Here is a 25,647-nt window from a genome sequence, read left to right as displayed (position 1 = left end):
CTCTTTGTCTTGATTCCCTCCCCGCGCACGGTTCCAATTCATGCCCACAATCCGCGAGGAGAGCCAATGCGTCGCGTGCTCGCTTTATGTCTGTTTGTCGCGGCGGCCGGCCACCTGTCGGCCGCGCCCGAGCGCACCCACGACATCACCCCCGCCGATTACGCCGGCGTGAACACCATCACCGAAATCGCGCTCTCGCCCGACGGCAAGCAGGTCGCGTACACGCTCGCGACGTGGGACAAAAAGGGCGATAAACGCGCCACCGAGTTGTGGGTCGTTGACACCGACGGCAAGGGAAAGCCGAAGCAACTCACCACCGACCGCGCCAACGACCGGCACCCGAAGTGGTCCGCCGACGGGAAGGCCGTCTTCGTGCTCGCGAACCGCAAGGGCAAGGCTCAGGTGTGGAAGGTTCCGCTCGACGGCGCGCCCGAAGCGGTCACCAGCGCGAAAGGCGGGGTGATCGGCTACGACTACGCCCCGAAAGCCGATGCGGTTTTCTACACGGTCGATGACACGGTCACGGACAAGGGCGATTTCCTCGAGCTGCGCGAGAAGTTCGCCAAGATCGAGTACGGGCACAACAAACGCACCGTGAGCAAGTTGCTCCGCATCGACCCGAAAGAGGAACCGCGCGAGGTTCTCGCGAACGGCCGGTACATTCGCGAGTTCGCCGTCACCGCGGACGGCAAGCGGATCGCGCTGGTCAGCGCGCTCGACGACACTGTCATCCGTTCGGAAGGCGAATCGCGGGTGGACGTGTGGGAAGACGGAAAGGTGACCACCCCACCGACGGACGTGTATCGGGCCAAGGCCGCAAGCCCCTATGCATGGCTCGAAGGGCTGGCGTGGAATCCCGCGGGCACCCGGTTCGCGTTCTGCGCGATCCACGACGCGTACCCGGCCGAAGTCATCATTGGCGAGTGGGGCGGAGGAACGTGGACGACCGGTCGGATGAACCGCACGAAACTGGTCGGTCCGGAGCGGTCGGAAGGGTGGGTTCACGTCCACGGATACGGAAGCCCGCTCCAGTGGACCGGTAACGACGCGCTTTCGTACCTGCACGAACGGGCAGGGCAGGTTAACTTGCGCACCTACGTGTTGAAAGACGGGGCGACGCACGTTCCGCCACCGGATTACCAAGAGGCGACGGTCGAGTACGCGGTGCATTTCGCCGCCACCCCGCCGCTCCGGGCCGTCATCGCCGGTAGCCAGAACGGGCTCCCGGTGCTCAAGGTGCAGGTCAAAGCGACCGGTGAGCCCGAAACGCTCGTGGACCCGAACCCGCACACCGCGGACTGGAAGTTCCCGAGCGTTAAACACGTCACCTGGAAGGCGCCCGACGGCACCGAAATCGGCGGGCCGCTGGAACTGCCTTACGGCTGGAAGAAGGGCGACAAGCCTTTGCCGCTCGTCGTTGCGATCCACGGCGGGCCGACGACTTCCAGCCCGAACGACCTGCGGTTCGACCCGCACAACGGCCGGCTCTACTTTGCTGCCGCCGGGTACGCCGTGCTGTGCCCGAACTACCGCGGGTCTACCGGGTACGGCGACAAGTTCGTCACCGACCTGATCGGCAACGAGAACGACGTGGACGTGAAGGACATCCTCGCCGGCATTGAGCACCTCATCAAAGAGGGCGTCGCGGACCCCGAGCGGGTCGCGGTGATGGGCTGGAGCAACGGCGGGTATCTCACGAACTGTCTCATCACCCTGAAAGACCCGCCGGTGAAGATCAAGGCCGCGTCGAGCGGCGCGGGCATCCTCGACACCGTGGCCGAGTGGGGGTTCAACGACGAGCCTGCGTACCCGGTGGTGTTCAAGAAGGGGACGCCGTGGGAGCAACCCGAGATCTACAAGAAGACCTCGCCGACCTACGGCCTGGGGAACGTCACCACTCCGACGCTGATCCACGTCGGCGGGAACGACGATCGGTGCCCGCCGGGTCACAGCCGGATGCTGTACCGGGCGCTGAAGGAGTACAAGAACGTGCCGACGCAACTGTGCGTGTACCCGAACCAGCCGCACGGGCTGGGCGCACTTTCGTTCCGCACCGCAAAGATGGAATGGGATCTGGCCTGGTTCGATAAGTACCTGAATAAGAAATAGCCCAGGCAGGCAGAGTGGGTATTTGACAGGAATAACGGGATTGAAGCAAACGAATTGGCGTATTGCCTTTCTAATCCTGTGTATCCTGTTGATCCTGTCAAAAATGTCTGCGCGGTTTGAGGGGCTGTCGCGAGCGTCGGTGCCGGCCTGCCTCTCGTGGACGTGACGTTCGGTAACGGCGTGTTCGTCGGGGGCGGCGTGGAAGGGCCGGCTGTTCGGTCCTGCCGATGGCGTTTACTGGAGAGAGACACACAAGGCCGAACGGCACGTGCTCGCGGTCGTGTTCGGTACCGTCGGGGGGTGAGCCTTCGCCGCCCCGCCCCTCGCGTGTAGAACATCGCTATGAACACACTCATTCGTTCGATCGCGCTTGCCGCTCTGGCCGCGACGGCCGGGCTCACGCACGCGCAGCAACCCGAAGAGAAGCCCCTGCTGCCCAAAGCGCCTGCGGAGAAGGTGGGCGGGCCGCCGGTGGTCAGTGCCAAAGGGTGGGCGGTGGCCGACGGCAAAACCGGAAAGGTGCTGTGGGGCGGGAACGAGAAGGACCCGCTCCCGATTGCCAGCACCACCAAAATCATGACCGCTTACGTCGTGCTGAAACTCGCGGCCGAGGACGCGAAGGTGCTCGACGAGGTCCTCACGTTCTCCGGGGCCGCGGACAAGGTCGTGGGCAGTTCGTCCGACCTGAAGGCCGGCGACAAGGTCGCCGTTAGTGAACTGCTTTACGGGCTGCTGCTGCCCTCGGGCAACGACGCGGCGCACGCGTTCGCCGAGCACTTCGGCCCGCGGTTCAAGTCGGCGGGCAAGGAACAAGACCCGGTCGCGAGCTTCGTCGCGCAGATGAACGCCACCGCGAAAGCGCTCAAAATGGGCGAGACGAACTACCTGGACCCGCACGGGCTGACCCGCAACGTCGCCAGCCCGCGCGACTTGGTCACGCTCGCGTTCCACGCGATGAAAGACCCGGCGTTCGCCAAGTACGTCCAGACGCGGCGCCACAAATGTACGGTCACGGATAAGGACGGCAACGCGCGCGAGGTGATCTGGAACAACACGAACAAGCTGCTCGACATTGAGGGCTACGAGGGCATCAAGACCGGCACCACGACCGCGGCCGGCGCGTGCCTCGTGTCCTGCGGCACCCTCAACGGGGACCGGCTGATCGTGGTGGCACTGGGCAGCACGTCGAGCGACAACCGGTACACGGACTCGCGAAACCTATACCGCTGGGCCTGGGCCGAACGCGCGAAGAAGTAAAGCCGGTTTCACCGCAGAAGAAGTAAAGGCGGGCTTCACCGCAGAAGAAGTCGAAGGCGGGTTTCACCGCAGAGGGCACGAGAGGGCGCAGAGAGAGTCGAGAGACAGGAGTAATGTTCCTTCTCTCTCTTGGCTTTCTCTGCGCCCTCTCGTGCCCTCTGCGGTGAAACCCGCCTTCGATTTTTAGGCCAGCTCGCGGATCGCCTGTGCGTCGGCGTCGATCGGGAAGTGCGGTCGGCCGTTCGCGTCGTACTCGCGGACCGCGTTCGGGTCCAGGCCGAGGTTCTTGTACAGCGTCGCGAAGATCTCCTGGTGCGTCACCGGGCGCGACGCCGCCCGCTCCGCGAGGCGGTTGGAGGAGCCGATCACCTGCCCCGTCTTCATCCCGCCGCCGGCGATCAGTGCGCAGCTCAGTTGCGGCCAGTGGTCGCGGCTCGCCATGTTGTTGATCTTCGGCGTGCGCCCGAACTCGCCCCACACGATCACCGACACGTCCTTATCCAGTCCGCGGTCGTGCAGATCCTCGACCAGCGCCGTGATGGCGGTGTCGAGCAGCGGGAAGTCCTTGCGGGCCTGCACGAAGTTCTTCCCGTCCGGCCCGTGCCAGTCCCACCGCGTGAAGTTCATCGTCACCACCCGCGCACCGGCCTCCACGAGCCGCCGGGCGACGCAGAAGTTCCGCACCATCCGCGGCGCGCCGTCGCGCTCGAACGCCGGGTCGTCGACCCCGTACCGCTCCAGCACCTTCGGGTCTTCCTTCGACAGGTCGATCGCGTCCTTCAGCCGGGACGAGGTGAGGATGTCGAGCGCCTGACGGTTGAAGGCGTCCATCCCGTCCATCGCGCCCTTGGTGTCCAGCTTCCGGTCGATGTCGTCGAACCCCTTCAGCAGGCCGACGCGGTCGTTGAGCCGCTCCAGCGTCACGCCCTTGAGGGTCAGGTTGTCCGACTTCATCCCGGTGTCGCGCCCGCCGACCATCTGGAACGGGGCGTGCTGAATGCCCAGGAACCCGCCGTCGCCGGGGTACCCCCAGCGCTTCTCGCCGCACGGGTACGCCAGCGACACGTGCGCGGGCACCGCCGGGTCGGCCTGCCCCTGCGACTTTGACACCCACGACCCGAACGACGGCCAGTGGCCCAGGTTCGCCGGGGTCCGCGGGCGCCCGGTCATGCACTGGTAGGCGTCGTGGTCACCTGAGCTACCGACTAGCGAGCGGATGATGGTAAACTTGTCCATCATCTTCGCGATCTTGGGGAACAGCTCGCAGATCTGGATACCGGTGACGTTCGTCTGGATGGGCTTGAACTCGCCGCGCACCTCGGCGGGCGCGTCCGGCTTCAGATCCCACATGTCGAGGTGGGGCGGGCCGCCTGGGAGGAAGACGTTGATGACCGCCTTGTGTGACGTTTTGATACCGTTCTTGGCTTCTGCCGCGAGTAGGTGCGGGAGCGCGAGGCAGCCGCCGAACAACGTCCCGCCGGCCGTGAGGAAATCGCGTCGAGTGGCGCCGTCACAGAACCCGCCGCGCGCGTGCGGCTTGCCAAAAATGGAAAGCATGGAAGGGCCTTAGCGGGGCAGGGTGGTGGGAGTCGTACTGGCAGGAAGCTACACTACTTTTCGCCGAAATCGTGTCCGTTGTCCAGCAGAATTGGCACGCATTTTGGCATATGAGGCGCCCGCGATGAAGTGCGGCTACAACACCTCCGATCCGATCGAAGCGAACCTCCCGGTCGAGGCGCCGACGGAAGCCATCCGGCTCCGGCCCGGAATGTTTCTCGGCGGTACCGGCTCGCGTGGGCTTCACCATCTACTGTTTGAGCTGGTGAACGACGCCCTGGGGCCGCTTTCGGGCGATCCGGCAGGCGTGGTGCGGGTTGCGCTCGATGCGGACGGATTTGTTGAAATCAGCGATGATTGCTCGCCGCCACTGAACGTGGAGGCGGTGTTCAGCCGCATGTCGGGTCTTCACGCCGCTGACAGCCGGCCGGTCGCCTGCGCTCTGTCCGAAGAACTCACTGCCCGTGCCCGGCGTTCCGGAGCGGTCACGCAATGCACTTTCCGGCGCGGGCAACTTCACGCCGAAACGCAGTTCGGCGGCCCGCCAGATGATTGCGGCCTCACCGTGCGGTTCCGGCCCGATCCCGCGATCTTCGGAGCGGCGCGGTTCGATCCCGACATCATCCGAAACCGTCTCCAGCAGTGCGCGTTCTTGAACAGCGGCGTGCGCATCGCATTCGCCGACGAATCGAGCGGCACCGAGGACGTGTTCGAGTACGCGGACGGCATTGCGGATTATGTGAAGTGGTTAAACACGAACCGCACGCCGGTTCATGCGGAAGTGGTCGCATTCGACGGCGAAGCGAACGGCGTCCGCTACGAAGTCGGGTTACAGTGGTGCGACGAAGGGGAACTGTCGGTGTCATTTGCGAACGGTTACCAAACGCTTCGCGGCGGTACACACGAATACGGTGCGCGTGCAGGCGTTCGGGATGCTGTCGATGCGATCCTGCGTGCGAATCTGCCGAACGAGAAGAAGGTTACGACTGATGACGTGCGTGGCGGGCTAACAACAGTAGTGTCGGTGGGGATGAACGCCCCGCAGTTCTCTGGCGCAACCCGCGACCAGCTCGCCAACCCTGATGTCGAACGCGCGCTGAGATCTGAGGTCCAACGAGCGCTGAGCGACTTTCTGGAAGAACACATTGCTGTCGCAGATGTGATCGTTCGCCGTGTTCTTGCCAAGCGCGACGTACGAGAGGGCCATAAAGCGGCTCGCAAACAGAAATGACGACGGGGCACGGGTCCGAAAACCCGCGCCCCGCGTGCAGCGTTCGGCTTCTTAAACCGTCGTGCGGCCGCTTCGGTCGGCGGTCAGCGCGATGTAGCCCCACAGCACGATCACGCCGCCGATGACGGACATGAGCCAGCCCGGCCACATGCGGTCGACGTTCGGGTCGTTCGCCCACGTCGGCCAGAAGGCCGTGGAAATCAGGCCACCGACCGCGGCCCCGATCACGCCCAGCGCGACCGTCAGGATGAGCCCCATTGACTGGCGCCCCGGCACCAGAGCCCGCGCGATCAAACCCACGATCAGACCCGTCACGACCCAGCTCAGTAACGACAACATGACTCGCCCCCAGGTGGTTTTCGCAACCGGCTCAGTTCGGCCGGAACACCCAGAGATAAAGCAAGGGCCGTGCCAGTTTCGCCGCTCAGCGGCCCGCGGTTGCGGTCACGTTGTTGGTTACTACGAGTACATCGCAGTTGCGGTAAAAGTCGTAGTGCTTCGCGACCACTTGGGTCGGAACGGTCATCTTCGGTTCGACCCGCTCGGTCCACGTCTTTTCGGGAATGAACAGGTACCCGGGTGTTGGGAGGGAAAAGAACTCGGCGACCTTTTCCGCGTTCATCATCTCGACCACCTCGCGTCGCGCGTAAAACACAACGCTCGGCTGGAACCAGTCGCAGTGGGCGAGTCGCACGTCGCATGACGGGTCGTCGACGCCACTCGCCCTCACCAGTTCCTTGGGCGCCTTGTACGGGTCGATCACAAGCGCTGGGAACGCAGCCGTGAGCCCGGTGAATACGACCGCTCCGATGCCAGCAGCATGTACGAACCGATCACGGTTCCCCGCACGTAGGGAAAACGCCATCACAACGGCCGTTGCCAGCGGCACCAACCCGATGACGGCCCACGGCCCCAATCCCGGGAACGTCCGCGCGGTTGGCGGGAGTACCGGCACCGTGTTGCCCGCGATGAGAATCCCGAGGCCGACTGCAAGCGCCGTAAACGCCAGCCCCGCGACCCCCGCCGGCATGAGCCACTTTGGGAGTTGTAACTCGCCGTCGCGCCATCGGATCAGGAACCGCGCTGTCAGGATCGCGAGCGCCGGGTACAGCGGCAGGATGTAGTTCGGCAGCTTCGTGGCCGCAACGGAGAAGAACACCAGATATGAACCGAACCAGCAAACCAGGAAGCGGAAGGGGCGAGGAGAAAACCCGCCCCCCAACCCCTTCTCTGAAGGAAGGGGGAGTTCGAACGAAGCCCCTTGCGAACTCGATTCTGCGGTACCTTCCCTCTCCGAAGGGAGAGGGCTGGGGGGTAGGTTCTTCGCCCCCCGTATTCCGTACCACACGGCCGCGAGCAGGAACGCGCTCCACGGCACGAACAGCACCATCAGGGCCGCCGCGTGGTAGTAGAGCGGCCCGTGATGGTTCTGCATCGGAGACACGAACCGGTTCAGGTTCTCGTTTCCGAGGAACGAGCGCAGCCACTGGCCGCGGGTTTCGGCCGTCACCAGCCCGTACCACGGCCCGATGACCAGGAGAAACATCAGCACCGCCCGGAAGATCTTGCGGTCCAGCAACCGGCCCAGTTCACGGTTCCAGGCGAAGTACAGCAAGAGGACCAGGCCCGGGAGCGCGACGCCGACCGGTCCTTTGGTCAGCACGGCTAGTCCGCAAGCCGCGGCGGTCGGCACCCACCACCGGCGCGACCCGTTCTCGTGCCGCGCCCAAAACAGGTAAAAGGTCAGCACGGTGAACAGCAGCAGCACCGCGTCCGGGGTTGCCGCGTGCGCGAGGACACACACCTCCAGGGCCGACACCAGCACGATTCCTGCGAGCAACCCGGTGGCGCGGTTGAACATGCGCCGGGCCAGTTCGTAGACCAGCAGCGCCGTCGCCCACGACGCCAAAACGGACGGGAGCCGCGCGGACCACTCGTTCACCCCGAAGGCGGCGTAGCTGATCCGCTGGAGCCAGTACAGCATCACCGGCTTCGCGGTGCGCAATTTGAAGTTGAAGGTGGGGATGACCCAGGTGTCGTTCTCGCGCATCTCGCGCGCGGCTTCGGCGTTCACACCCTCATCGACATCCCATAGGCTGGGCGCACCGAGATTCGGAAGCGTGAGCAGCGCGGCCGCGGCCACCAGAACAACGTAATCGCGAACCCGCTCCCGCATGTCTGCTCCCTCCAGGGCCGGGAGCATAGCCCAAACGTCCGACCGGCGGAAGCGGAACTCGGCCCGCGGAGCGAACGGGCGCAACTGGCGCAGGTGTGGAAACGTGTGACGAGCGGCGCCGGCCTTTTCGCACCGGCGGGAACGGTCGTTACTTCGTGGGCGGATCGCCGGGCGTCAGTTCGTCGAGTGTGCGGAGGAGCTGCTTCATCGTGACGCCGGGATCGACCAGTACGGCCCCGTGCTGGTGCGCCCGGGCCTCGCGCTGCCACCCGGTCTGGTCCTCGCCCAGGATCAGCACCACGGCGACCTCCATGCCCGCGTTGCCGGCCGCGCGGAGCACGTCGTTGTACGCGGTCACCCCTTCGCGGCCCACCGTGCGGGCGTCGATGATGAGGGCGTGGTACGCCTGCTGTTGGTAACGCCGTAGCGCCTGGTTGGGGTCGATCGTGAGGATCACCCGGTAGCCGGCGGCCTTGAACTTGTCGCGGAACGCGTCCTGGAGCTTCTGGTTCTGTTCCACCACGAACAGCGTCTTCGGCCCGCTCGGCCCGCGCGCCACGGCCCCGCCCGCCAGTTCTGCCCGGCACGCCTGGATCGCCTCGACCAGTTGCGTCGGGTTCTGGAACCGCTCGGCCGGCTCGAACGCGACCATTTTGGCCAACAGCCGCAGGAGCGGGGGCGTAAGTCCCAGGGCCGGCCCCTGCGAGCGGAGCGTGTCCTCGACGTCCGTGTACCGCCGGGCCTGCATCCGCGCCTGCCGGTCCTTGGTCACCGGCATTAGCGTCGCCCCGGTCAGGCACTCGTACAGCACCGTGCCGAGGAAGTAGATGTCGCTTCGCACGTCCCCGGCTTTTTGGTTCGTGGCCTTTTCCAGGCCGGCGTAATCGACCGTGCGGTCCACGGCCACGTCGTCGTCGCGGTCGTCCTGCCGCTGGAGGTGGACCGAGGAGTTCTCGGTGATCTCGGCGAGCCCGAAGTCCACCAGCTTCGCCTGCCCGGTGGAGACCGCGATCAGGATGTTGGTCGGCTTGATGTCCCGGTGCGTGAGCCCCCGGGCGTTCGAGTACGCCAGCCCCTGCGCGCACTCTTCCAGGATGCGCAGTGACTCGTCCGGAGTGAGCTTCTTCCGCGCCTGGAGCAGGTCCCGCAGGTTCCCCCCCTCGACGAACTCCATCACGATGAAATACTGGCCGGTCTTGGTGTCCTGGTTCACGGCCAGAACCGACACGATGTTCGCGTGCCGGATGGTCATCCCGAGCTGGCCCTCGCGGCGGAACAGGTCCACCTTCTGCTTGTCCTGGGTCCACTTGTTGCGGAGCACCTTCACCGCGACCACCTGCCCGGTGCGCGGGTCGTCCCCGCGGTACACCCGGCCGAAGCTCCCGGACGCGATCTTGTACAGCAGCCGGTACCCGCCCAGGACGTACCCGTCGGTGTCGCCCTTGAGCAGCTTGTTGCCCTGCCACGGGGTGAGCTGTCGCCTGCGCTCGAGCAGCCGGACCATGTCCGCGGCCGGGGCCGACTTATCGCCCAACTCTTCGAGGGCGTCCCGCACCTGGTCGAGGGTGATCAGGCCGAGGCGAACGGCCAACTGGCCGATTCCGGACGCGTCGAGGTTGACGGACATGGCGCCAGTTGGGACCGCGGAGGGGGACATATTTCAAGGGCACCCGCACACGCGGGTGCAGATACCTTACCACCCGCGCGGGGGCCACGCAATCCGGCTGCCTTCCCCAACTTCCGGTTGGTGTTGCAACGCCCCGCCGGGCCGCTATAAGCGGTCCGCGTGTGGCCCGTCCGTCCCGCACCGCGGTTTGAGGCGACCCGTGACCGCTGTCCTGCTAACCCTCGCGCTCAGCCCGGCGGCACCGCCCGAAGCCCCCGGGCTCCAGCCCGGCGCCGAACTCACGTTCGTCGGCAAGGTCGAAGAGGCCGTCGAGCGGCCCGGCACGCGGTTCCTGCGGACCCAGGCGCTTGAGGTCCGCGTACTGGTGCTCGAGAAGCAGGACGCCTGGGTCGATGCGGCCGTGCTCACGCTGCTCCGCCGGGGCAACGACGCCGTAACCGGGGCCGTGGGCGCGGTCACCGGCGACACCGTCGAGAAGGCGGCTCCCCCGGCGGTGCGTCTCGACTTGGTGCGGGTCCACGCGGACGGTACCGTTCACCACCTCCAGCCGACCGGCGTGCCCCCGTTCACGCTGGACGCGAGGACCCCGGCCCGGGCGCCCCCGGCGATCCGCCTCGACGCGTTCACGCCGTTCGAGTTCGGCATGTTCCCGCCGCGCCCGCCGCGCACGGACCCCGAGAAGGCCTGGACCCGCGCCGCGGCCGACCCGTCCCGCCCCGCCGAGGTGTGGCAGCTTCAAGGCACGAAGGTTGTTACCGGCGAGCGGTGCGCGGTGCTGGTGGCCAACCAACAGCACCCGAACTGGGACAAACCGGTGGGCGGGCGCACCGCCTGGCACCGGGCCGACGAGGTGTGCGTGGCGCCCGACGGCACCGCCCGCCAGGTCCACCGCGTCATCCGGCACCGTGACGGCACCGATACCGCCCTCGCCGCGTGGGTTGAGGTGAAGTACGAGTTGAAGGAACAGGCCCCGGTGGCCGGGCGCACGCGCGACCGCTACCGGCGCGACATCGAGACCGCGCTCGCCGCGGGCGCCGAACTGGCCCCGTTCCTCGCGGACCCGGTCCGGCACGGGCCGCGGTTCTTCGAGGCGAAGGGCGCGAAGCTCGACGCGTACCTGGACTCGGCCGACGAATCGAGCCCGTACCGGGAGGCCGTGCTGGCCGTGCGCCGGCAGGTGACGGCCGCCGCCCGGGGCGAATCGGTGTTGGCCGCAGGGCCGCTCGCGGTTCCGGTGAAGCGGAGCCCGTGGCCCGAGCCCAACCGGCCCGCTCCGGACTTCACGGCGGGCCGCTTTCGACTGTCCGAGGGGCGCGGCCAACCGGCCCTCCTGGTGTTCTTCAAGCCGGGGAGCGAAACGACGGACCTCGCGCTGGCGATCGCGGACGCGCTGCACCGCAAGCACGGGCCGCGCGCCGCAATCGTGCCGCTCGCGGTGTGGGGCGACCCGGCCGACGGCCCCAGGGAGCGCGCCCGGTTGAAGCTCACGGTCCCGGTGTACGACGGCGAGCAGGCGGACACGTCTTACGGGGTTGACTCGGTGCCGCGGTTCGCGCTCGTCGATGCGCACGGGGTGGTGCGGTGGACCTTCTGTGGTGTGGGCGACGAGACCGGCGCGGAGGCACTGGCGCAGCTCGAGCGCCTACTCAAGCCAGTTTCGCCAGTCGGTGCGACCGGCACAATCGGCGGGGCCGCCCCCGCGGCGGCCGGTTCCGTTCCGCGACCGTGATTGTTTTCGGTAGCGCGACGGCGCTACGATGCGTTGAGTGAGCGAGCGACACCCGCAATGACCGACTACGACATTCAAGGGCCGACGCGGGTGTGCGCGGTGACGGGCCGCGAGCTGAAGCCCGGCGAAAAGTACTTCGCCGCCCTCACCGAGAGCGCGGGCACGTTGGTCCGCACCGATTACGCTCCCGAAGCGTGGCCCGGGCTGCCCGCCGGCGCGGTCGCGTACTGGTGCGGCAAGGTGCCCGCCGCCGGGGCCAAGCCCCGCAAGCCGGTGGTGAACGACGACCTGCTGCTCGACTGCTTCGACCGGCTGAAAGGCTCGGCCGACGCCGACGGGCTGAACTTCCGCTACGTCGCGACGCTGCTGCTCATGCGGCGCAAGCGGTTCAAGTTCGAGGACGCCAGCCGCGACGCCAGCGGGCGCGACGTAATGATCGTGCGGGACGCGCGCGGCGGCGCGGTCCACCACGTGGTCGATCCGCGGCTGAACGACGAACAGATCGCCGCCGTGCAGACCGAAGTATTCCGTGTCCTGGGTTGGGAGTAGCGCGGGCGCTCCGACCGGCAGCGAACGACGAACGGCCAACAGCTTCCACAGGTACGTTACATGAACCGCCTGCATCTGATCCTGGCCGCTGCTGTGCTGTGCCCGAGCGTCGGGTGCGAGTGGATGAAGCAGAACGGGATCGGTAAGCCGGACAACTACCCGGGCAAGTTCGGCCGCGGCCGCGAACTGTCCCCAGTTGCACCCGAGAAGCTGGTCGCCTACCTGAACGACCGTGCCGACGGGCTCCAGTCGATCACCAACGCCGAGGTGCGGGTGCTCGCGACCGATCGCAGCACGCTGATGCCCACCCCCCCCATCTCGCTCCAGGGGACGCTGTTCGCGGCCCAACCGCGGAACTTCGACCTCTACACCAAAAGCGGCGGCCTCGTAGACGTTACTATGTTTATGGGTTCGAACGACCAAGAGTTCTGGGTGTTCGTGAAGGCCCCCACGAACGAGCCGGTCTACATGTACGCGTCGCACGCAGACTTTGAGGCCGGAAAAGTAAAGCTCCCCGGCGGCGTCCCCTTCGAGCCCGAGTGGGTCATGCAGGCGTTGGGCATGGCCCACTTCCCCCCGAACAACCGGTACGAGGTGACGCCCGACCCGAAGGCCGGCACTTACACGCTGTCGTGGCCCGCGACCACCCCGACCGGGATGTCGGTGGTCAAGGAGATCGTGTTCAACGCCGACCCTGCCGACGGGAAGCAGTCACAGGTCAAGCGGCACGCCGTGCGCAACGCCAAGGGGGGCAAGGAGCTGTGCTACGCCGAGATCAAAGAGGCGCGGACGGAACGGGGGGCAGACGGGCGCGTGCTCCAGTACCCGACGTTCGTAGTGCTGCGGTGGGAAGAGCCACAGAAGTTTGAGCTGCGGCTCGAGGTGATGAACACCCCGCAGATCAACCGGCCGCTGACGGCCGAGGAGTCCAACCGTCACTTCCGCCGCCGGGCCGTTCCCGGGGCCAAGCTGATTGACCTCGCTCAAGCCCGGTTCGACCTGCCGGCGAAGTAACGTGAGTTTGTTCGGTTGAAAGCCAAGGAGCTATTTGGCGCTTGGCTTTCAACCGAACCGTGAACACCAAATCCTGCTACTTCGCCAGCATCCCCACCTTCTTGGCGTAGGGGAACAGCCCGCCGGCTTCGAGGATCGGGGCCACTTCGCCCAGCGGGAGCAACTCGAACGTCTCGCCGCTCGTCTCGTTCGTAAGCGTGCCGGCGGTGATGTCGATGACCAGCTTGTCGCCAGTGCAGACGCGGTCGATCAGCCGCGTTTTCGCCTCCAGCGGCACCAGATAGCCGCCGTTCACGCTGTTGCGGTAAAAGATGCGGGCGTAGAACTCGGCGACGACCGCCACCACGCCGGCCGCGGCCAGCGCGATCGGGGCGTGCTCGCGGCTCGACCCGCAGCCGAAGTTCTTTCCGCCGATCACGATCTTGTACGGGGCGACGAACTCGTCCCCGCCGGGCGGGTGGAACGGTACGTTGCCCTTCGGGAGCCCGGCCGCGGCCTCCGGCACGCCGCACAGGGCGTACTTGCCGAACATCTTGTACTCGGCCGGGATCGAGGGGTTGAACGTCAGGTACTGCGCGGGGATAATCTGGTCGGTGTCGATGTTGTCGCCCAGAACGTACGCAACACCTTCGATACGGGTTTGCATATCTGCCTCGGGTTTGGCGAGTGCAACGCGGGCGCGTAGAATCGCGTACACAGGAACGGCGGGCGTTCCCGGTCACCCACGGCCGCGCCCGCACTGTCCGGTTCTCGTCGCCCGGCTCGTTACACGGGATGTTTGGTGCCGCGCGTGTTTGCTCGCCCCCGTTAGTCTAGGCCCCTGTGCGGCGTTCGGTAACCCGACACGCCGGCCGCCGCGACGCAAAACGCGTGCTAAAGTTTTCCGGATCGAACGGTCGCCCGGCGGCTTCCCGGCCGTACTCGCCCCTTCAAGGTGTGACCGACCCGGCCTGCTGGAGCGTTACGCGATGCGCGCGCGACTGACGTTGGAAGGCGGCGAGTGCGTGCCGCCGACACTCGACCTCTCGCCGACCGGCCAGCCGGTTACTCTTGGGCGGAGTCGGGACAACACGGTCATCCTGCGGGACGAGATGGCCAGCCGGACGCACGCCAAGGTGTACTTCGAGGACGGCCGCTGGCACGTCCGCGACTTCGGGCTCAACGGCACCCGCGTGGACGGGCTGCGGGTGAGCGGGGCCACCGAGCTGACCGACGGGCAGCGGATCAAGATCGGCGAGGTGGTGCTGCGGTTCGTGCTGGAGCCGAAGGCGCCGCCGCGCCTAGGGCCGACCCCGCTCCCGGCCACGCCGGTGACGATGCCGAACAAGGCCCTGAACGACAGCCGGTCCGCCCCCAACCCCCAGAACGCGACCAAGCTCCACGAGTACCCGCAGGAGCGGCCCGTCCCCACGGAACCGGCGGCCGAGCAGGCCGCCAAGCAGCTCCGGGTGGACGAGCTCACTGCGCTGTGCAAGTTCATGACCGGGGCGGTCGAGGCCAAGAGCCCGCACGACCTGGTCAGCTTGGCCCTCCGCGCGATCCTGAACCAGACCGCCGCGAAGATCGCCGGCTACCTGAGCCTCGACCAGGACGACCCGAGCCCCAAGATCGTGCTGCCCGAGTCGGCCCCGATCGACACCGCGCTCAGCAAGCGGCTCACGCTCCAGGCGCAGAAGGTGGGCAAACCCATCTGGCTGTTCCCGGACCTCAGCGACGCCCACCCGCCCACGGACTCGCTGTCCGCGTTCACCGACGCGATCTGCATCCCGCTGAAGGCGTCCGGCGAGCCGTTCGCGACGCTCCACGTGTACCGCAGCGGGCGGGCGTTCGTGGAGCGCGACGTGCGGTTCATCGAGGCGGTCGCGGGGTTCCTGGCGCACGGGCTGGAGATCAGCCGCACCCGGCGCACGCTGGAGGCCGAGAACTCGCGCCTGCGGACCCACACCCCCGCGGCCGACGACATCATCGGCGGGAGCAACGCCGTCATCCACCTTCGCCAGCAGATCCTGCGGGCCGCGCCGCAGCCGTTCACGGTGCTGGTCCAGGGCGAGAGCGGGTCCGGCAAGGAGCTGGTGGCGCTGGCGCTGCACCGCAACAGCCGCCGGGCCGACGGCCCGCTGGTGGTGGTCAACTGCGCGGCCATCGCGCCGACGCTCCTGGAGGCGGAGCTGTTCGGGTACAAGAAGGGCGCGTTCAGCGGCGCGGACCGCGACCACCCCGGGCTGTTCCAGCAGGCCGACGAGGGCACCCTGTTCCTCGACGAGGTCGGCGAGCTGTCGCTCGAATGCCAGGCGAAGCTGCTCCGGGTGATCGAGGGCAAGGCGTTCCGGCCGGTGGGCGGCACCGGGGACATCAAGGCGGACGTGCGCGTGGTCGCCGCGACGCACCGCGACCTCGAAAAGGAAGTGAAGGCGGGGCGGTTCCGCCAGGACCTCATGTTCCGGCTCAAGGTGATCCCGATCCGCGTGCCCTCGCTCCGCGAGCACCCGGAGGACATCCCGGAGCTGGCGGCGTTCTTCCTGGCGAAGGTGTCGAGCGAGTGCCGGCGGCGGTTCAAGCTCACCCCCGCTGCCATGCGGAAGCTGCAAGCGTACCAGTGGCCCGGGAACGTCCGCCAGTTGCGGGCCGCGATCGAGAGCGCCGCGGTGATGGGCGAGGGCGACACGATCGACGCCGACGCGCTGCCGCTGACCGGCGCCACGGAGATGGTCCCGGCGCCCGGCGCGAGCGGCGCGGGGGCGATCCCGGAGCTGCCGCCGAGCCTCGACATGAACGACATCGAGACGTGGGCCATTTGCCGGGCGATGAAGCAGACCAACGGCAACGTGAGCCACGCGGCGAAGCTGCTCGGCATCAGCCGCGACACGCTGCACACGAAGCTGAAGCGGCTGAAGGAAGAGAAGGGGATCGACCGGTACACGCTGACCAACACCCCGGCCCCGCTGGGCACGCCCGAGCCGGTCGCCGCGGGCGAGGCGTGAAAGGTCGTTCGCGACGGCCGTTGAGGGCCGATACGTGAGCCCGCCATGCGTCGCGAGCGAACGAACTCAGATCACGTGGTCGGGTGCGCTGTGGCGCCGGGTTCGACCGGCTCGCGCACCAGCGCCTGGACGTACCGGACCGCCTCGTTCCGGGTGTCGTAGTAGCACGAAACCCCGCCGAGCGGTTTCCAGCCCTGGGCCATACGCCGATGGACCTCGGCGGTCAGGCGCAACGCATCGTCGTTTTCGAGGATGACGTATCCCATCGTGGCCCCTTCGGCCGTCGGCTCGTTCTCCCGCTGCGTGACGTACCGCGCGGCGTTGAGCCACGGTCGCGTGTGAGCTCGGCCCGCCCCGCGACGCTCGCGGGGCAGTAAATGGAACCGCGCTCGCTCAATCGGAACCGGCGCTGACGGTTGCGATCGGAAGTTGACTCACGTCATCAATCGCCGGCATCAGCGCGAACGGGCCGGACCAGCCCGGCGCGCCCGTCCACCGGCCGATCACCGCCCCTTCACCGTCCACCCGCCCCTCGTACCGAATGGCGTGCTGGCCGATGTACTGTTTCATCAGGGACAACTCGCCCGCGTCCGTATACGTACCGCCGAAGGTGAACCGGCCGACACAGTCCCAACCTTCTCCCTCGATCCGGCCGCCGGCGAACCGAAGGGTCAGCTCGTCCATCCACCGGCGCCCCCAACCGGCCGCCTCCCAGAACCCCTTCCATCGCCCTGACGGAAACATCGCCTCTCCTCCCCAGGACAACGAATGCACCCGCCGGGCCTCCGCCCGACGGCCTACTCGCAAAGAATCTGATGGTAGCTTGAGTAACGTGCCGGGTTCGGCAAGCCCCTTCGCTATGGCTCGAATCTGTACGCGGTCAATGATGTCGATACTGGTACCGCGTGGGTTTGGGCGACCCGACTGGCCCCGCTCCGCGACCGACTCACCGGTTGCCGTGCTGGCGGGTCAGCAGATACTTGAGAATCGAGGCCAGGTGCAGGGCTTGCACCACTTCCCCCTCCTCGACACGCCGCGCGACTTCATCGACCGGGGCCAACAAGACCTGAAGATCCTCGGTCGCTTCCGGGGACGGCGGCGCGAGCGGTTCGACCCCCACGGCCAAGAACGTGTAGTTCAGGTTCGTGTGTGTGCCCGCGTTGGCGGATGTCACGCCCAGCGAGCTCCATGCCCCGCCCCCGTACCCGGTCTCCTCGAACAGCTCCCGCCGTGCCGCGGACTCCGGGGACGGATCGTCCGGCTCCATTGCTCCCGCGGGCAGTTCGGTGCCGACACGGCCCAACCCGTGTCGGTACTGCCGGACCAGTACCACCCGGTCGTCCGGGGTGACGGCCACGACGCACACCCAGGTCGGGTACTCCAGCACGAAGTAGTCGTCGAGAACGAGCCCGCTCGGCAGGCGCACCCGGTCCTGCCGGAGCGTTAACCAGGGGCTGCGGACCAGAAAGGCCGATCCCAGCACTTCCCACGCTTGTGGCTCGTTCATTTTACCTGATCCAATCAGGGGCGGCTGGGCGGGGCCACAGCACAAGGGTTTCCCACACTGCCATACGCCTGCCGTCGTGTTGGTAACGCGGCGGTGGTGCGTTTGGCGAGACCGCCGGCCGCAACCGGTGTCGCTCCGAGGGCGTGTATCGAGCCCCGTTGAGCCCCACGCACATCCATTTAAGCGAATCCGCCGGCGCGGTCATGACCTCTATAATTGGAACGGCTCGTGCGATTCGTACCGGGAGTGCGGAGGGACAGTCCGGTGACAACGACCGCGAAATACGATGGCGTCGGCTGGCGGTTCGATAACACCTACATGCGCTTGCCGGACCCCCTTTTCGTTCCCACGGAACCGGTCAAGGTGCGCGCGCCGCAGGTGGTGGTCCTGAACCACGGCTTGGCCCGCGAACTCGGCCTCGATCTTGGCGTGTGCCCCGAAGATGCGATCGCGTCCATGTTCGCAGGCCAGGAGTTGCCAACCGGTTCCCGTCCGATCGCCCAAGCGTACGCCGGACACCAGTACGGCGGGTTCACCATGCTCGGCGACGGCCGCGCCATCCTGCTCGGCGAACACCGGGCGCCAGACGGCCGGCTCGTAGACATTCAGTTCAAGGGGGCCGGCCGGACGCGCTTCTCACGCGGCGGCGACGGCCGCGCGGCCCTAGGGCCGATGCTTCGGGAGTACGTCATCAGCGAGGCAATGGCCGCGCTCGGCATCCCCACCACGCGGAGCCTCGCTGTCGTCACGACCGGCGAGGCTGTTTACCGGACGGAGGCGCAGAAAGGAGCCGTTTTGACCCGCGTGGCCGCCAGTCACATCCGGGTCGGTACCTTTGAGTACGCCGCCCGCCGGTCTCCGGAGGCCTTGCGGGAACTGGCCGATTACACCATTGCCCGGCACTACCCGGAACTGGCCGACGCCCCGCAGAAGTACCTGGCGCTCCTTCGTGCGGTGTCCGACCGTCAGGCCGCACTCGTGGCGCGGTGGCAACTCGTGGGCTTCATCCACGGGGTGATGAACACCGACAACATGGCGGTCTCCGGGGAGACGATCGACTACGGCCCGTGCGCGTTCATGAACGCCTACGACCCGGCCACCGTGTTCAGCTCGATCGACACCGGCGGGCGATACGCCTACGGCAACCAGCCGAACATCGCGCAATGGAACCTAGCGCGGTTCGCCGAGACGCTGCTGGCGCTCATAGACCCCGACCCCGAAACCGCGGTGAGGGTTGCTACGGAGGCGCTGAACGAGTTCCCGGTGCGGTTCGAGGCGTTCTGGCTCGCCGGCATGCGGAAGAAGTTGGGTCTCCAGACGGAACAGGAGGGCGACGCGGAACTGGTTCAGGCGCTGCTCGACTGGATGCTAAAATCCCGCGCGGACTTCACCAACACGTTCCGGGATTTGTCGAGCGTTGAGGGACTGTCCCGGGAACCGTACCGGGACGCGGACTTCCAGTCGTGGTACGCCCGCTGGCAGGAGCGCCTCGGCCCGACCACGGGGCCGGCGTATGAACTGATGCGGAGTGTCAACCCGGTCGTCATCCCACGGAACCACCGCGTGGAAGAGGCGCTGTCCGCCGCCGAGAAGCGGGACGACCTGGCGCCGCTGTATCGGCTGCTGGAAGCCGTGGGCTCGCCGTATGTGGAACGGGTGGATCTGGCGGAGTACCGGGAACCGCCTGCCGATGAGTGCGGTTACCGAACGTTCTGCGGGACGTAGACGGTTCGGTGGCGCTTTGCTTTGAGGACTCGATCGGGCGAGAAGGAACTGAACAAGTCGGGCGAAGAAAGCGGTGCGTGAGTCGCCGCATCTCACGACACGCGATTTTTGATTGCTTATCGATTGGAGACCGGTTGGTGGGTCTGTCTCACATGCGGCCAATGCCGCGACTGATCGCGAGGTTCGCCCGAACCGGTCACTGCGGGCAACGGGTCGGTGGGACACTTTTGTGCTATTCGACTCCCCAGGCCGCCAGCACCTCCGCGGGCTCGTGCCACTCAACGGCTCGGATGTGCGCCCACCCGAGCAGCTCGCGCCCGGCCTTCGTGCCGAGCCGTCGCGGGTCCGGAGTGACGCCGACCCGACCCAGGTCCAACCGGTCCGCGTCCCAGCACGCCAGTAACGTCCGGTTTCCGGTCGTTCCGCCGTCCGTGTGGAACCGGCACGCCTCGAACAGCAACTCGAACCGGTCGTCGCTGAGGTGAACCAGTTTCCCCCGTAACGAGCGCGCGAATTCGCCGCCTCGTAACCCGTGCCCGTCGTCCCAGTCCTCGTTTACCCGGCGCGAGTCGTGAAACAAGGCGAAGAGGGTTACGATCTCTCGGTCCGCGCCGTTGGCTTCCGCGATCCGGAGCCCGTTCTCCAGAACTCGCGCCCAGTGAACGACGCCGTGTGTGCCGCGCACAGGCAACACGTAACCGTCGAGGACAGCGGCGGTGATCGCGGCCCAGTCGTGCATCGGGAATACTCTTCTGCAACCGAACAAGCCGTCCTGAGCCGGCCCGGACATGAACCCGTCGTATCGATCGGCCCGGCAAAGTACAAGCGAAGGCCGGCCTCATCCCGAGCGGGCGGGTTCGTAGCTCTCTAGCGCCCACACGCCGATTCCGTACACGACACCGAAGAGTACGGCCGCCGGGACGGCCTTGCCCAGCGCGGCACCGAGGCCCCAGTGGAGGAACGCAAGGGCCACCAGCGTTCGTAACAGACCACGCACGGTCGCTGATCGTAGGCGTGTCATGGCGATGGTTGCCTCGGGTGAGCGCGAGTCGGCGTTGGAGCGATTGAGTTGAGTAACATGAGACCTGTTTCATGCTGGCGCTAAGACCAGACAACGTGTTTGCGGTGCTTACGGAGGTAGTTCTTGATTCCGCGACGTGCCTCTGGACTCACGCTCTCTGCAAACCAACACCGACCACCTCGGATGACCACCAATTCGGCAATTGCAGGTGTAGATTTTAGAACGTCTGGCAGTGCCATGCACCACGTCCACTGCGGTTGCATCTCGGCCGAGTCCTTTTGCTCCTGATCTTGCGAGAAGTAATCGCCCTCCCACCACCTCAGCAGTCGGAGGGCTACTACGAAAAAGTTACCCTCTCCAAAGCTGTTGGCAACCTCGGCCGCACGCTCCAACGAACCCGGAACGCGTCGGTGCTCCACAAACTTCATCAAATCGTCGACAACCTGGGGGACCGGTAACTGCTCCCAATCCGGGTCAAGTTTCCATCGGATCACTGAGCCTTCTTCGATCAGACCGACTTTGCAGCGGGGGCATTTCTGGCCGACTGACTCGCGCAGGGAGCGGACTTGACGTGAGGAGCATTCGAGGCACAGTACCGCGTCCCGCTCCAGATCGAGGTCGAACTGCCTGAGGCAATCCAGGCATACGCAGTGCTGGGCGAAACCAACCCGGCCTGCGTTCTGGGCGTCGGTGTAGTTCAGGCCAGTTACTTGATACACGGTGTGGAATTCGCCGGGATGTGGGCACACCACCCTTTGCCCCGAGTTATCAACGGCGTACGTGTAGCCACCCCACCCCGAGGGTAGTTCGAAGTCACATTCGTTGCAGGCGTAGCTGCTGATGGGTGGCATCGTTACCTCTGTACTGCGATGCGTGTGGTTTGCTCATCCCGTGAGCGGTTGCTCTGTGTAGCAGGTCCGCTGCTCGTGTGACCGGCTTGGCCGTCGTGCGCAACGCACATCCAAAACCCGGAGCGACCGCTCACGGAGTGAGCGTACCACACTGAGAGGCCTTACAATGTTACGCGGCCCGAACTTGAAGCGACTGGACTCGCACTCTACACGACACACGAGCCGAACTCAAGGCCTGCGTGGCTGTTCCATCCATTGTCCGTGTGCATATGCGCCCGTGTTGGCCCGGGTCGTGCGCAAGATAACACGGTAACGTTCCTATTGAGCAATCCTTACTGGCAAGGTCGGCCGTTCTTCCTGCGCTGGTGCCCTGATGTCCGTCGCCGCCGGTCTATTTATGGCGCTCATTTCCGCAGCGGCGTCACCTCACCGGTGCCAAGTTCGACAGGAACTGTGCCGTGCAGTTCGCCCAGGTGTAGCGCGCTCCCTCCTCCGCACACGCCTGCGGGCTACCTTCGGCCAGCGCCTGCGATACCGCTACGCTCAGGGCGTCGTTGAGCGCGCCGAGTTCCGGGCGTGTGACGATGTCCACCGGGCCGGTCACCGGGTACGCCGCCACCGGTAACCCGCTCGCCAGCGCCTCAATCAGCACGATCCCGAACGTGTCGGTCCGGCTCGGGAACACGAACAGGTCCGCCGCGGCGTACACCTCGCCGAGTGGTTCGCCCTTGCGGTAGCCCAGGAATGTCGCGTCGGGGTGCTCGCGTTCCAGTTCGGCCCGCGCCGGGCCGTCGCCAACCACCAGCTTCGTGCCGGCGGTTTTGAGCTTCAGGAAGTCGCCGATACCTTTTTCGTGTGAGACACGCCCCACGTACAGTAGCACGGGGCGCGGGTATTCCATGTCCGGTTTCGGGCGCGGGCGGAACAGTCCCAAATCGACGCCCCGCGACCACCGCCGGATCGGCGCCCGGAACCCGCGGGCGACGAGTTCCGCCTCCAGACTCGGCGTCGCGACCATCATGCACGCCGACGGTCCGTGAAACCACTTCAGGAACTGGTACGTGAGTGCCTCGGGCACCCGCGCCAGCTTCTTCAGGTACTCGGGGAACCGCGTGTGGTACGAGGTCGTAAACCGCCAGCGCATTCGCGTGCAGAACCGGCGAACCAGGAGGCCGATCGGTCCCTCTGTGGAAATATGGACGTGGTCCGGTCTAAACTGGCACATCCGCTCGTAGATGCGGCCGGGTCGCGGCAGCGCGAGCGGGATTTCGGGGTAAAACGGCACCCGGAGTGCGGGATAAGGGGTCGGCTCGATCACCTCGACGGTGTGCCCCTGCTCGCGCAAGAGTCGGGACGTGGTGTCGAGCGTGCGGACCACCCCGCTCACCTGCGGGTGCCATGCGTCGGTGGCGATCAGGATGCGTGCCATTGGGGCAGTTTCAAGCCCCGGCCCCCGGGTTTCAAGTTCGCCGTGACGATTTCCGACGGAGGTTGGTGCCGTGCCTGATCCCGACAAGCGGATGCTCCGCGATCTCAAGCGGAAGTTGAAGAAGCGCGGCAACAAGCACCGCCGCGCCGAACTGAAACGCGACCTCGCCGAGAACCCCGAAGAGGCGGCCCATGCGGAAGAGGACCTCGGCCGCTACCGCTCGGACACGCTCAACCGGCTCGACGACGATAGCACCCGTCGCAAGAAGGACGGGCCGACGCCCGAGTAGCGAGCGGGCTACGGATCACGCGGCCCCGGCTTGGTCCGAGAAGGGAGACTCAACGGTAGTGCCTCATAAGATGTATGTCTTGTGAAGCGCATTCGGTGCGCGCGTTAGGAATCGTGTTCGGGATGTAATCGCACCACATCTCTCACTTTACTTTCATCAAGCCGCTTGCGACCCGCTCTCCGGCGCAGTAGCCTTCAGCTAAACACCGCCCGTTCTCTACACTCCCGGCGCCCGCCGAGCCATGAACGCACCCGCGGCGCCTGCAACCCACCCCGCGCTCGTCCGACCGGCCGACTTCGCACGCGGCCTCGGTTTTGCGGCGGTCTATTTCGCCGCCGCCATGTTCGGCCTGGAGTTCCGTACCGAGCCCGAGCGGATGGCCCTGTTCTGGCCCCCGAACGGGTTGCTTCTTGGCACCCTTCTGGTCGCCGGAGCGCGGGGGCGGTGGACGGCTCTGGTCGCCGGAACCGCCGCGTCTCTGATCGCCAATTTCGTGGGCGGCAACTCGCCGGCGGTGGGCCTCGGGTTCACGCTGGTGAACGTCGGCGAGCCCTGGTTCGCCGCTTGGCTGCTCCGGTACGCCCGGAGCGGCTCGTTTGAGCTGGCGAGCGGGGACGACGTGTTCCGGCTGTTCTTCACCGTGCTCGCGACCGGGCTCGTAAGCGCGGTGCCGGGAGCGGCGGTTATCGTGTTCGGTCTCGGCGTGCCGGACTTCGCCGGCGCGCTGGTGGCGTTCTGGCTGTCCGACGTGATCGGCGTCGTGGTCGTGACGCCTTTTGTGCTCGCGTGGGCACGGTTCGATCGGGTCACCTTACCGCCGCCCTCGATCTGGTGCGCGGGCGAACTGGTCGCGCTGTATGGCGGGCTTGCGGCGCTGGCGGTGGCCGTGTTCGCCGAGCCCGCGGGCGGGCGGTACGTCCTGTCGTTCGCGTTCCCGCTGTTCGTGTTTTTCCCGTGGGCGGCGCTGCGGTTCCGGGTCCGCGGGGCGTCCGCCGCGGTGCTGGTGATCGCGCTGCTCGCGATCTGGAACACCGGACGCGGGCGCGGCCCGTTCGTCGACCCGAACGCCGCCCGCGCGGCGCAACTGTTCATGGCACAACTTTTCGTCGGCGTTCTCGCACTGTGTTCCCTGGTGCTGGCCGCGACCCAGGTCTCACGCGACCGGAGCGACGCACGTTTGCGCGATAGCGAGGAGCGGTACCGGCAGGTCACCGAGACGATTCAGGAAGTGTTCTGGGCCATGACGCCCGACTGCGCCCGCGTGCTGTACGTCAGCCCGCAGTACGAGATGGTGTGGGGGCGCACCTGCGCGAGCCTGTACGCGGAACCCGGCACGCTGGTCGCCGCGGTTCACCCCGACGACCGCGCCGGGGTTGCGGGCCGCCTCGCGTGGTACGACGGGGAGTTCCGGATCGTCCGGCCGGACGGCGCCGTGCGGTGGGTTCACACCCGCTCGTTCCCCGTGCGGGACGAGTACGGGGTGCCGTGGCGGGTGGTCGGCATCTCCCGGGACGTGACCGACGTGAAGGACGCGGAACAGGCGCGGACCGTGCTGATCGAACAACTCCAGAAGGCGCTGGCCGAGATCAAAACGCTGCGCGGGATGATCCCGATGTGCGCCTGGTGCCGGAAGGTGCGCGACGACGCCGGGTTCTGGGACTCGGTCGAAGGGTACATCAGCGAACACACGCACGCGTCGGTCACGCACGGGATCTGCCCCAAGTGCCTGGACGACATGGTCCAGCGGTTCCCCGACTTGGCCGCCGCGGGCGACGAAGGGGCGGCCGGGTAGTCACTTCACGACCCGTTTCAGCACGAAGTGAACGGTGGTCGGGGCGGACTTCGCGTCGGCCGCGGCGGGGGTGGTCGTGCTGACCAGCTCGAACCCGTCCTTCGCGAGCCGGTTCAGCTCCTTCTCGGCGTCACCCTCTTTCCCGACGGTCATGGCGACGATCCGGAACTCGGTGCGCGGCGCGGGCACCTTGCGGAAGTAGTACACCGTCACGTCGCCGGCCTCGTCCGTGTTCTTGGGGCGGTCGTCCCCGTCCCGGCCGACCGCCACGATGAGCCGGTCGCCCACCACCTCGACCACGCCCAGCGCTTTTGTCTTCTTGCCGCGCAGGCTGACGGTTTCGATGTCGATGGTCATCTTGGCCGCGTCGAACGTGTACTCCATCGTCGTGGGGCCGGCGCTGGCCCCCAGCATGGCGAGCGTGGTCGGCGGCAAGGTGCCGGCGCGGCCCTCGAGCGAGATTTCGTTCTTGGTGAAGGTCGCGGGGCCGGCCAGCAGAGAGGACGCCGTGAGCCCGGCGGCGCGGACCACGACCGCACCCCCGCCCGGCGGCGCGACGGCCCCGAACCCGCCCCCGGCGGCGCCGGCCCGGTCCGCCGGGCTGGAGACGGACAGCAGCGTGTACTTGCCTTCGAGTGAGGGGGCCGGCTTCTCGGTCGGCACGGGGGCGGCCCCGGCCGATGCGGTGAACACAACGAAGGCGGTTGTAAGCGAACAGAGCGCGCGCATGGGGGGCATCCTGACTGATGCGGGAACGGTGCGGAGAGGTGCAGAATGAGAATATCTGTGCGGCCCCACGCGGC

The 25,647-nt window shown here is 66.8% G+C and carries 23 protein-coding genes; 10 read left to right on the top strand and 13 right to left on the bottom strand.

From position 1 onward, the window contains the following. Positions 1 to 66: 66 nt before the first annotated feature. Together R5W23_RS07245 and R5W23_RS07240 are read left to right on the top strand one after the other, a co-directional pair. Complete coding sequence (locus R5W23_RS07245) at positions 67 to 2,109, top strand: S9 family peptidase (protein ID WP_320685761.1); 2,043 nt, start codon at positions 67 to 69, stop codon at positions 2,107 to 2,109. Positions 2,110 to 2,451: 342 nt separating this feature from the next. Beyond that, positions 2,452 to 3,366, top strand: coding sequence for a D-alanyl-D-alanine carboxypeptidase family protein (locus tag R5W23_RS07240; RefSeq protein ID WP_320685760.1), 915 nt, complete (start codon positions 2,452 to 2,454; stop codon positions 3,364 to 3,366). Between the two features lie 183 nt (positions 3,367 to 3,549). On the opposite strand, the gene R5W23_RS07235 is transcribed toward R5W23_RS07240, so the two are convergent. Further along, on the bottom strand, positions 3,550 to 4,923 hold the full coding sequence (locus R5W23_RS07235; protein WP_320685759.1) for a DUF1501 domain-containing protein: 1,374 nt from the start codon (positions 4,921 to 4,923) through the stop codon (positions 3,550 to 3,552). A gap of 124 nt (positions 4,924 to 5,047) precedes the next feature. On the opposite strand from R5W23_RS07235, the gene R5W23_RS07230 reads away from it, so the two are divergent. Then, the gene (locus tag R5W23_RS07230; RefSeq protein ID WP_320685758.1) at positions 5,048 to 6,154 is read left to right on the top strand and encodes a hypothetical protein; all 1,107 of its coding nucleotides are present in this window, start codon (positions 5,048 to 5,050) and stop codon (positions 6,152 to 6,154) included. A gap of 51 nt (positions 6,155 to 6,205) precedes the next feature. Here R5W23_RS07230 and R5W23_RS07225 read toward each other — a convergent pair whose 3' ends face one another. The 3 genes from R5W23_RS07225 to R5W23_RS07215 all read right to left on the bottom strand — a co-directional run bounded on the left by R5W23_RS07225 (position 6,206) and on the right by R5W23_RS07215 (position 9,957). Beyond that, complete coding sequence (locus R5W23_RS07225) at positions 6,206 to 6,493, bottom strand: GlsB/YeaQ/YmgE family stress response membrane protein (RefSeq protein ID WP_320685757.1); 288 nt, start codon at positions 6,491 to 6,493, stop codon at positions 6,206 to 6,208. Between the two features lie 85 nt (positions 6,494 to 6,578). After that, complete coding sequence (locus R5W23_RS07220; protein ID WP_320685756.1) at positions 6,579 to 8,357, bottom strand: ArnT family glycosyltransferase; 1,779 nt, start codon at positions 8,355 to 8,357, stop codon at positions 6,579 to 6,581. Between the two features lie 121 nt (positions 8,358 to 8,478). Further along, entirely contained in the window at positions 8,479 to 9,957 is a 1,479-nt protein-coding gene (locus R5W23_RS07215; protein ID WP_320685755.1) for a serine/threonine protein kinase, read from the bottom strand. A gap of 199 nt (positions 9,958 to 10,156) precedes the next feature. On the opposite strand from R5W23_RS07215, the gene R5W23_RS07210 reads away from it, so the two are divergent. Genes R5W23_RS07210 through R5W23_RS07200 form a run of 3 tightly spaced genes read left to right on the top strand, consistent with a single transcriptional unit; the run spans position 10,157 to position 13,249 of the window. Next, positions 10,157 to 11,686 (top strand): TlpA family protein disulfide reductase, encoded by a 1,530-nt coding sequence (locus R5W23_RS07210; protein ID WP_320685754.1) that lies wholly within the window; start codon positions 10,157 to 10,159, stop codon positions 11,684 to 11,686. A 57-nt stretch (positions 11,687 to 11,743) separates the two neighbouring features. After that, on the top strand, positions 11,744 to 12,235 hold the full coding sequence (locus R5W23_RS07205; RefSeq protein WP_320685753.1) for a hypothetical protein: 492 nt from the start codon (positions 11,744 to 11,746) through the stop codon (positions 12,233 to 12,235). 60 nt (positions 12,236 to 12,295) lie between these two features. After that, positions 12,296 to 13,249, top strand: a complete 954-nt coding sequence (locus tag R5W23_RS07200) for a hypothetical protein (RefSeq protein ID WP_261184206.1) — start codon at positions 12,296 to 12,298, stop codon at positions 13,247 to 13,249. Between the two features lie 76 nt (positions 13,250 to 13,325). Here R5W23_RS07200 and R5W23_RS07195 read toward each other — a convergent pair whose 3' ends face one another. Continuing rightward, positions 13,326 to 13,895: a 3-isopropylmalate dehydratase gene (locus tag R5W23_RS07195; protein WP_320685752.1), complete on the bottom strand. Its 570-nt coding sequence runs from the start codon at positions 13,893 to 13,895 to the stop codon at positions 13,326 to 13,328. 322 nt (positions 13,896 to 14,217) lie between these two features. On the opposite strand from R5W23_RS07195, the gene R5W23_RS07190 reads away from it, so the two are divergent. Beyond that, positions 14,218 to 16,230 carry a sigma 54-interacting transcriptional regulator gene (locus R5W23_RS07190; protein ID WP_261184208.1) on the top strand — a complete coding sequence of 671 codons (2,013 nt, stop codon included), beginning with the start codon at positions 14,218 to 14,220 and terminating at the stop codon, positions 16,228 to 16,230. A gap of 71 nt (positions 16,231 to 16,301) precedes the next feature. Here R5W23_RS07190 and R5W23_RS07185 read toward each other — a convergent pair whose 3' ends face one another. The 3 genes from R5W23_RS07185 to R5W23_RS07175 form a co-directional block, all read right to left on the bottom strand. Continuing rightward, on the bottom strand, positions 16,302 to 16,496 hold the full coding sequence (locus R5W23_RS07185) for a DUF1737 domain-containing protein (RefSeq protein ID WP_320685751.1): 195 nt from the start codon (positions 16,494 to 16,496) through the stop codon (positions 16,302 to 16,304). A gap of 127 nt (positions 16,497 to 16,623) precedes the next feature. Continuing rightward, positions 16,624 to 16,974: a hypothetical protein gene (locus R5W23_RS07180; RefSeq protein ID WP_320685750.1), complete on the bottom strand. Its 351-nt coding sequence runs from the start codon at positions 16,972 to 16,974 to the stop codon at positions 16,624 to 16,626. Between the two features lie 202 nt (positions 16,975 to 17,176). Then, entirely contained in the window at positions 17,177 to 17,737 is a 561-nt protein-coding gene (locus tag R5W23_RS07175; protein ID WP_261184211.1) for an NUDIX hydrolase, read from the bottom strand. Between the two features lie 264 nt (positions 17,738 to 18,001). Between R5W23_RS07175 and R5W23_RS07170 the strand changes: the two genes are divergently transcribed. Further along, the gene (locus R5W23_RS07170) at positions 18,002 to 19,462 is read left to right on the top strand and encodes a protein adenylyltransferase SelO (protein ID WP_320685749.1); all 1,461 of its coding nucleotides are present in this window, start codon (positions 18,002 to 18,004) and stop codon (positions 19,460 to 19,462) included. A gap of 232 nt (positions 19,463 to 19,694) precedes the next feature. Here the strand turns inward: R5W23_RS07170 and R5W23_RS07165 are convergent, their stop codons facing one another. The 4 genes from R5W23_RS07165 to R5W23_RS07150 form a co-directional block, all read right to left on the bottom strand. Then, on the bottom strand, positions 19,695 to 20,201 hold the full coding sequence (locus R5W23_RS07165) for an HD domain-containing protein (RefSeq protein WP_261184213.1): 507 nt from the start codon (positions 20,199 to 20,201) through the stop codon (positions 19,695 to 19,697). A gap of 99 nt (positions 20,202 to 20,300) precedes the next feature. Continuing rightward, positions 20,301 to 20,459 carry a hypothetical protein gene (locus R5W23_RS07160; RefSeq protein ID WP_261184214.1) on the bottom strand — a complete coding sequence of 53 codons (159 nt, stop codon included), beginning with the start codon at positions 20,457 to 20,459 and terminating at the stop codon, positions 20,301 to 20,303. Positions 20,460 to 20,563: 104 nt separating this feature from the next. Next, a complete protein-coding gene (locus R5W23_RS07155) occupies positions 20,564 to 21,334 on the bottom strand; it encodes a hypothetical protein (protein WP_320685748.1) in 771 nt (256 codons plus the stop codon). Positions 21,335 to 21,755: 421 nt separating this feature from the next. Continuing rightward, positions 21,756 to 22,763, bottom strand: a complete 1,008-nt coding sequence (locus R5W23_RS07150; protein ID WP_320685747.1) for a glycosyltransferase family 4 protein — start codon at positions 22,761 to 22,763, stop codon at positions 21,756 to 21,758. A gap of 70 nt (positions 22,764 to 22,833) precedes the next feature. Here R5W23_RS07150 and R5W23_RS07145 point away from each other — a divergent pair, with 70 nt between their 5' ends. Both R5W23_RS07145 and R5W23_RS07140 read left to right on the top strand, forming a co-directional pair. Further along, positions 22,834 to 23,052, top strand: coding sequence for a hypothetical protein (locus tag R5W23_RS07145; RefSeq protein ID WP_320685746.1), 219 nt, complete (start codon positions 22,834 to 22,836; stop codon positions 23,050 to 23,052). A gap of 241 nt (positions 23,053 to 23,293) precedes the next feature. Further along, positions 23,294 to 24,844 carry an MASE1 domain-containing protein gene (locus R5W23_RS07140; protein ID WP_320685745.1) on the top strand — a complete coding sequence of 517 codons (1,551 nt, stop codon included), beginning with the start codon at positions 23,294 to 23,296 and terminating at the stop codon, positions 24,842 to 24,844. Here R5W23_RS07140 and R5W23_RS07135 read toward each other — a convergent pair whose 3' ends face one another. Next, positions 24,845 to 25,573 (bottom strand): hypothetical protein, encoded by a 729-nt coding sequence (locus R5W23_RS07135; RefSeq protein WP_320685744.1) that lies wholly within the window; start codon positions 25,571 to 25,573, stop codon positions 24,845 to 24,847. It lies immediately after the preceding gene. Between the last annotated feature and the right edge of the window lie 74 nt (positions 25,574 to 25,647).

This window comes from Gemmata algarum (assembly GCF_034097035.1).
Lineage (GTDB): Bacteria > Planctomycetota > Planctomycetia > Gemmatales > Gemmataceae > Gemmata > Gemmata algarum.
The sequence above is the reverse complement of the archived record's forward strand: the minus strand, read 5'-3'. Positions and strand labels throughout refer to the sequence as shown.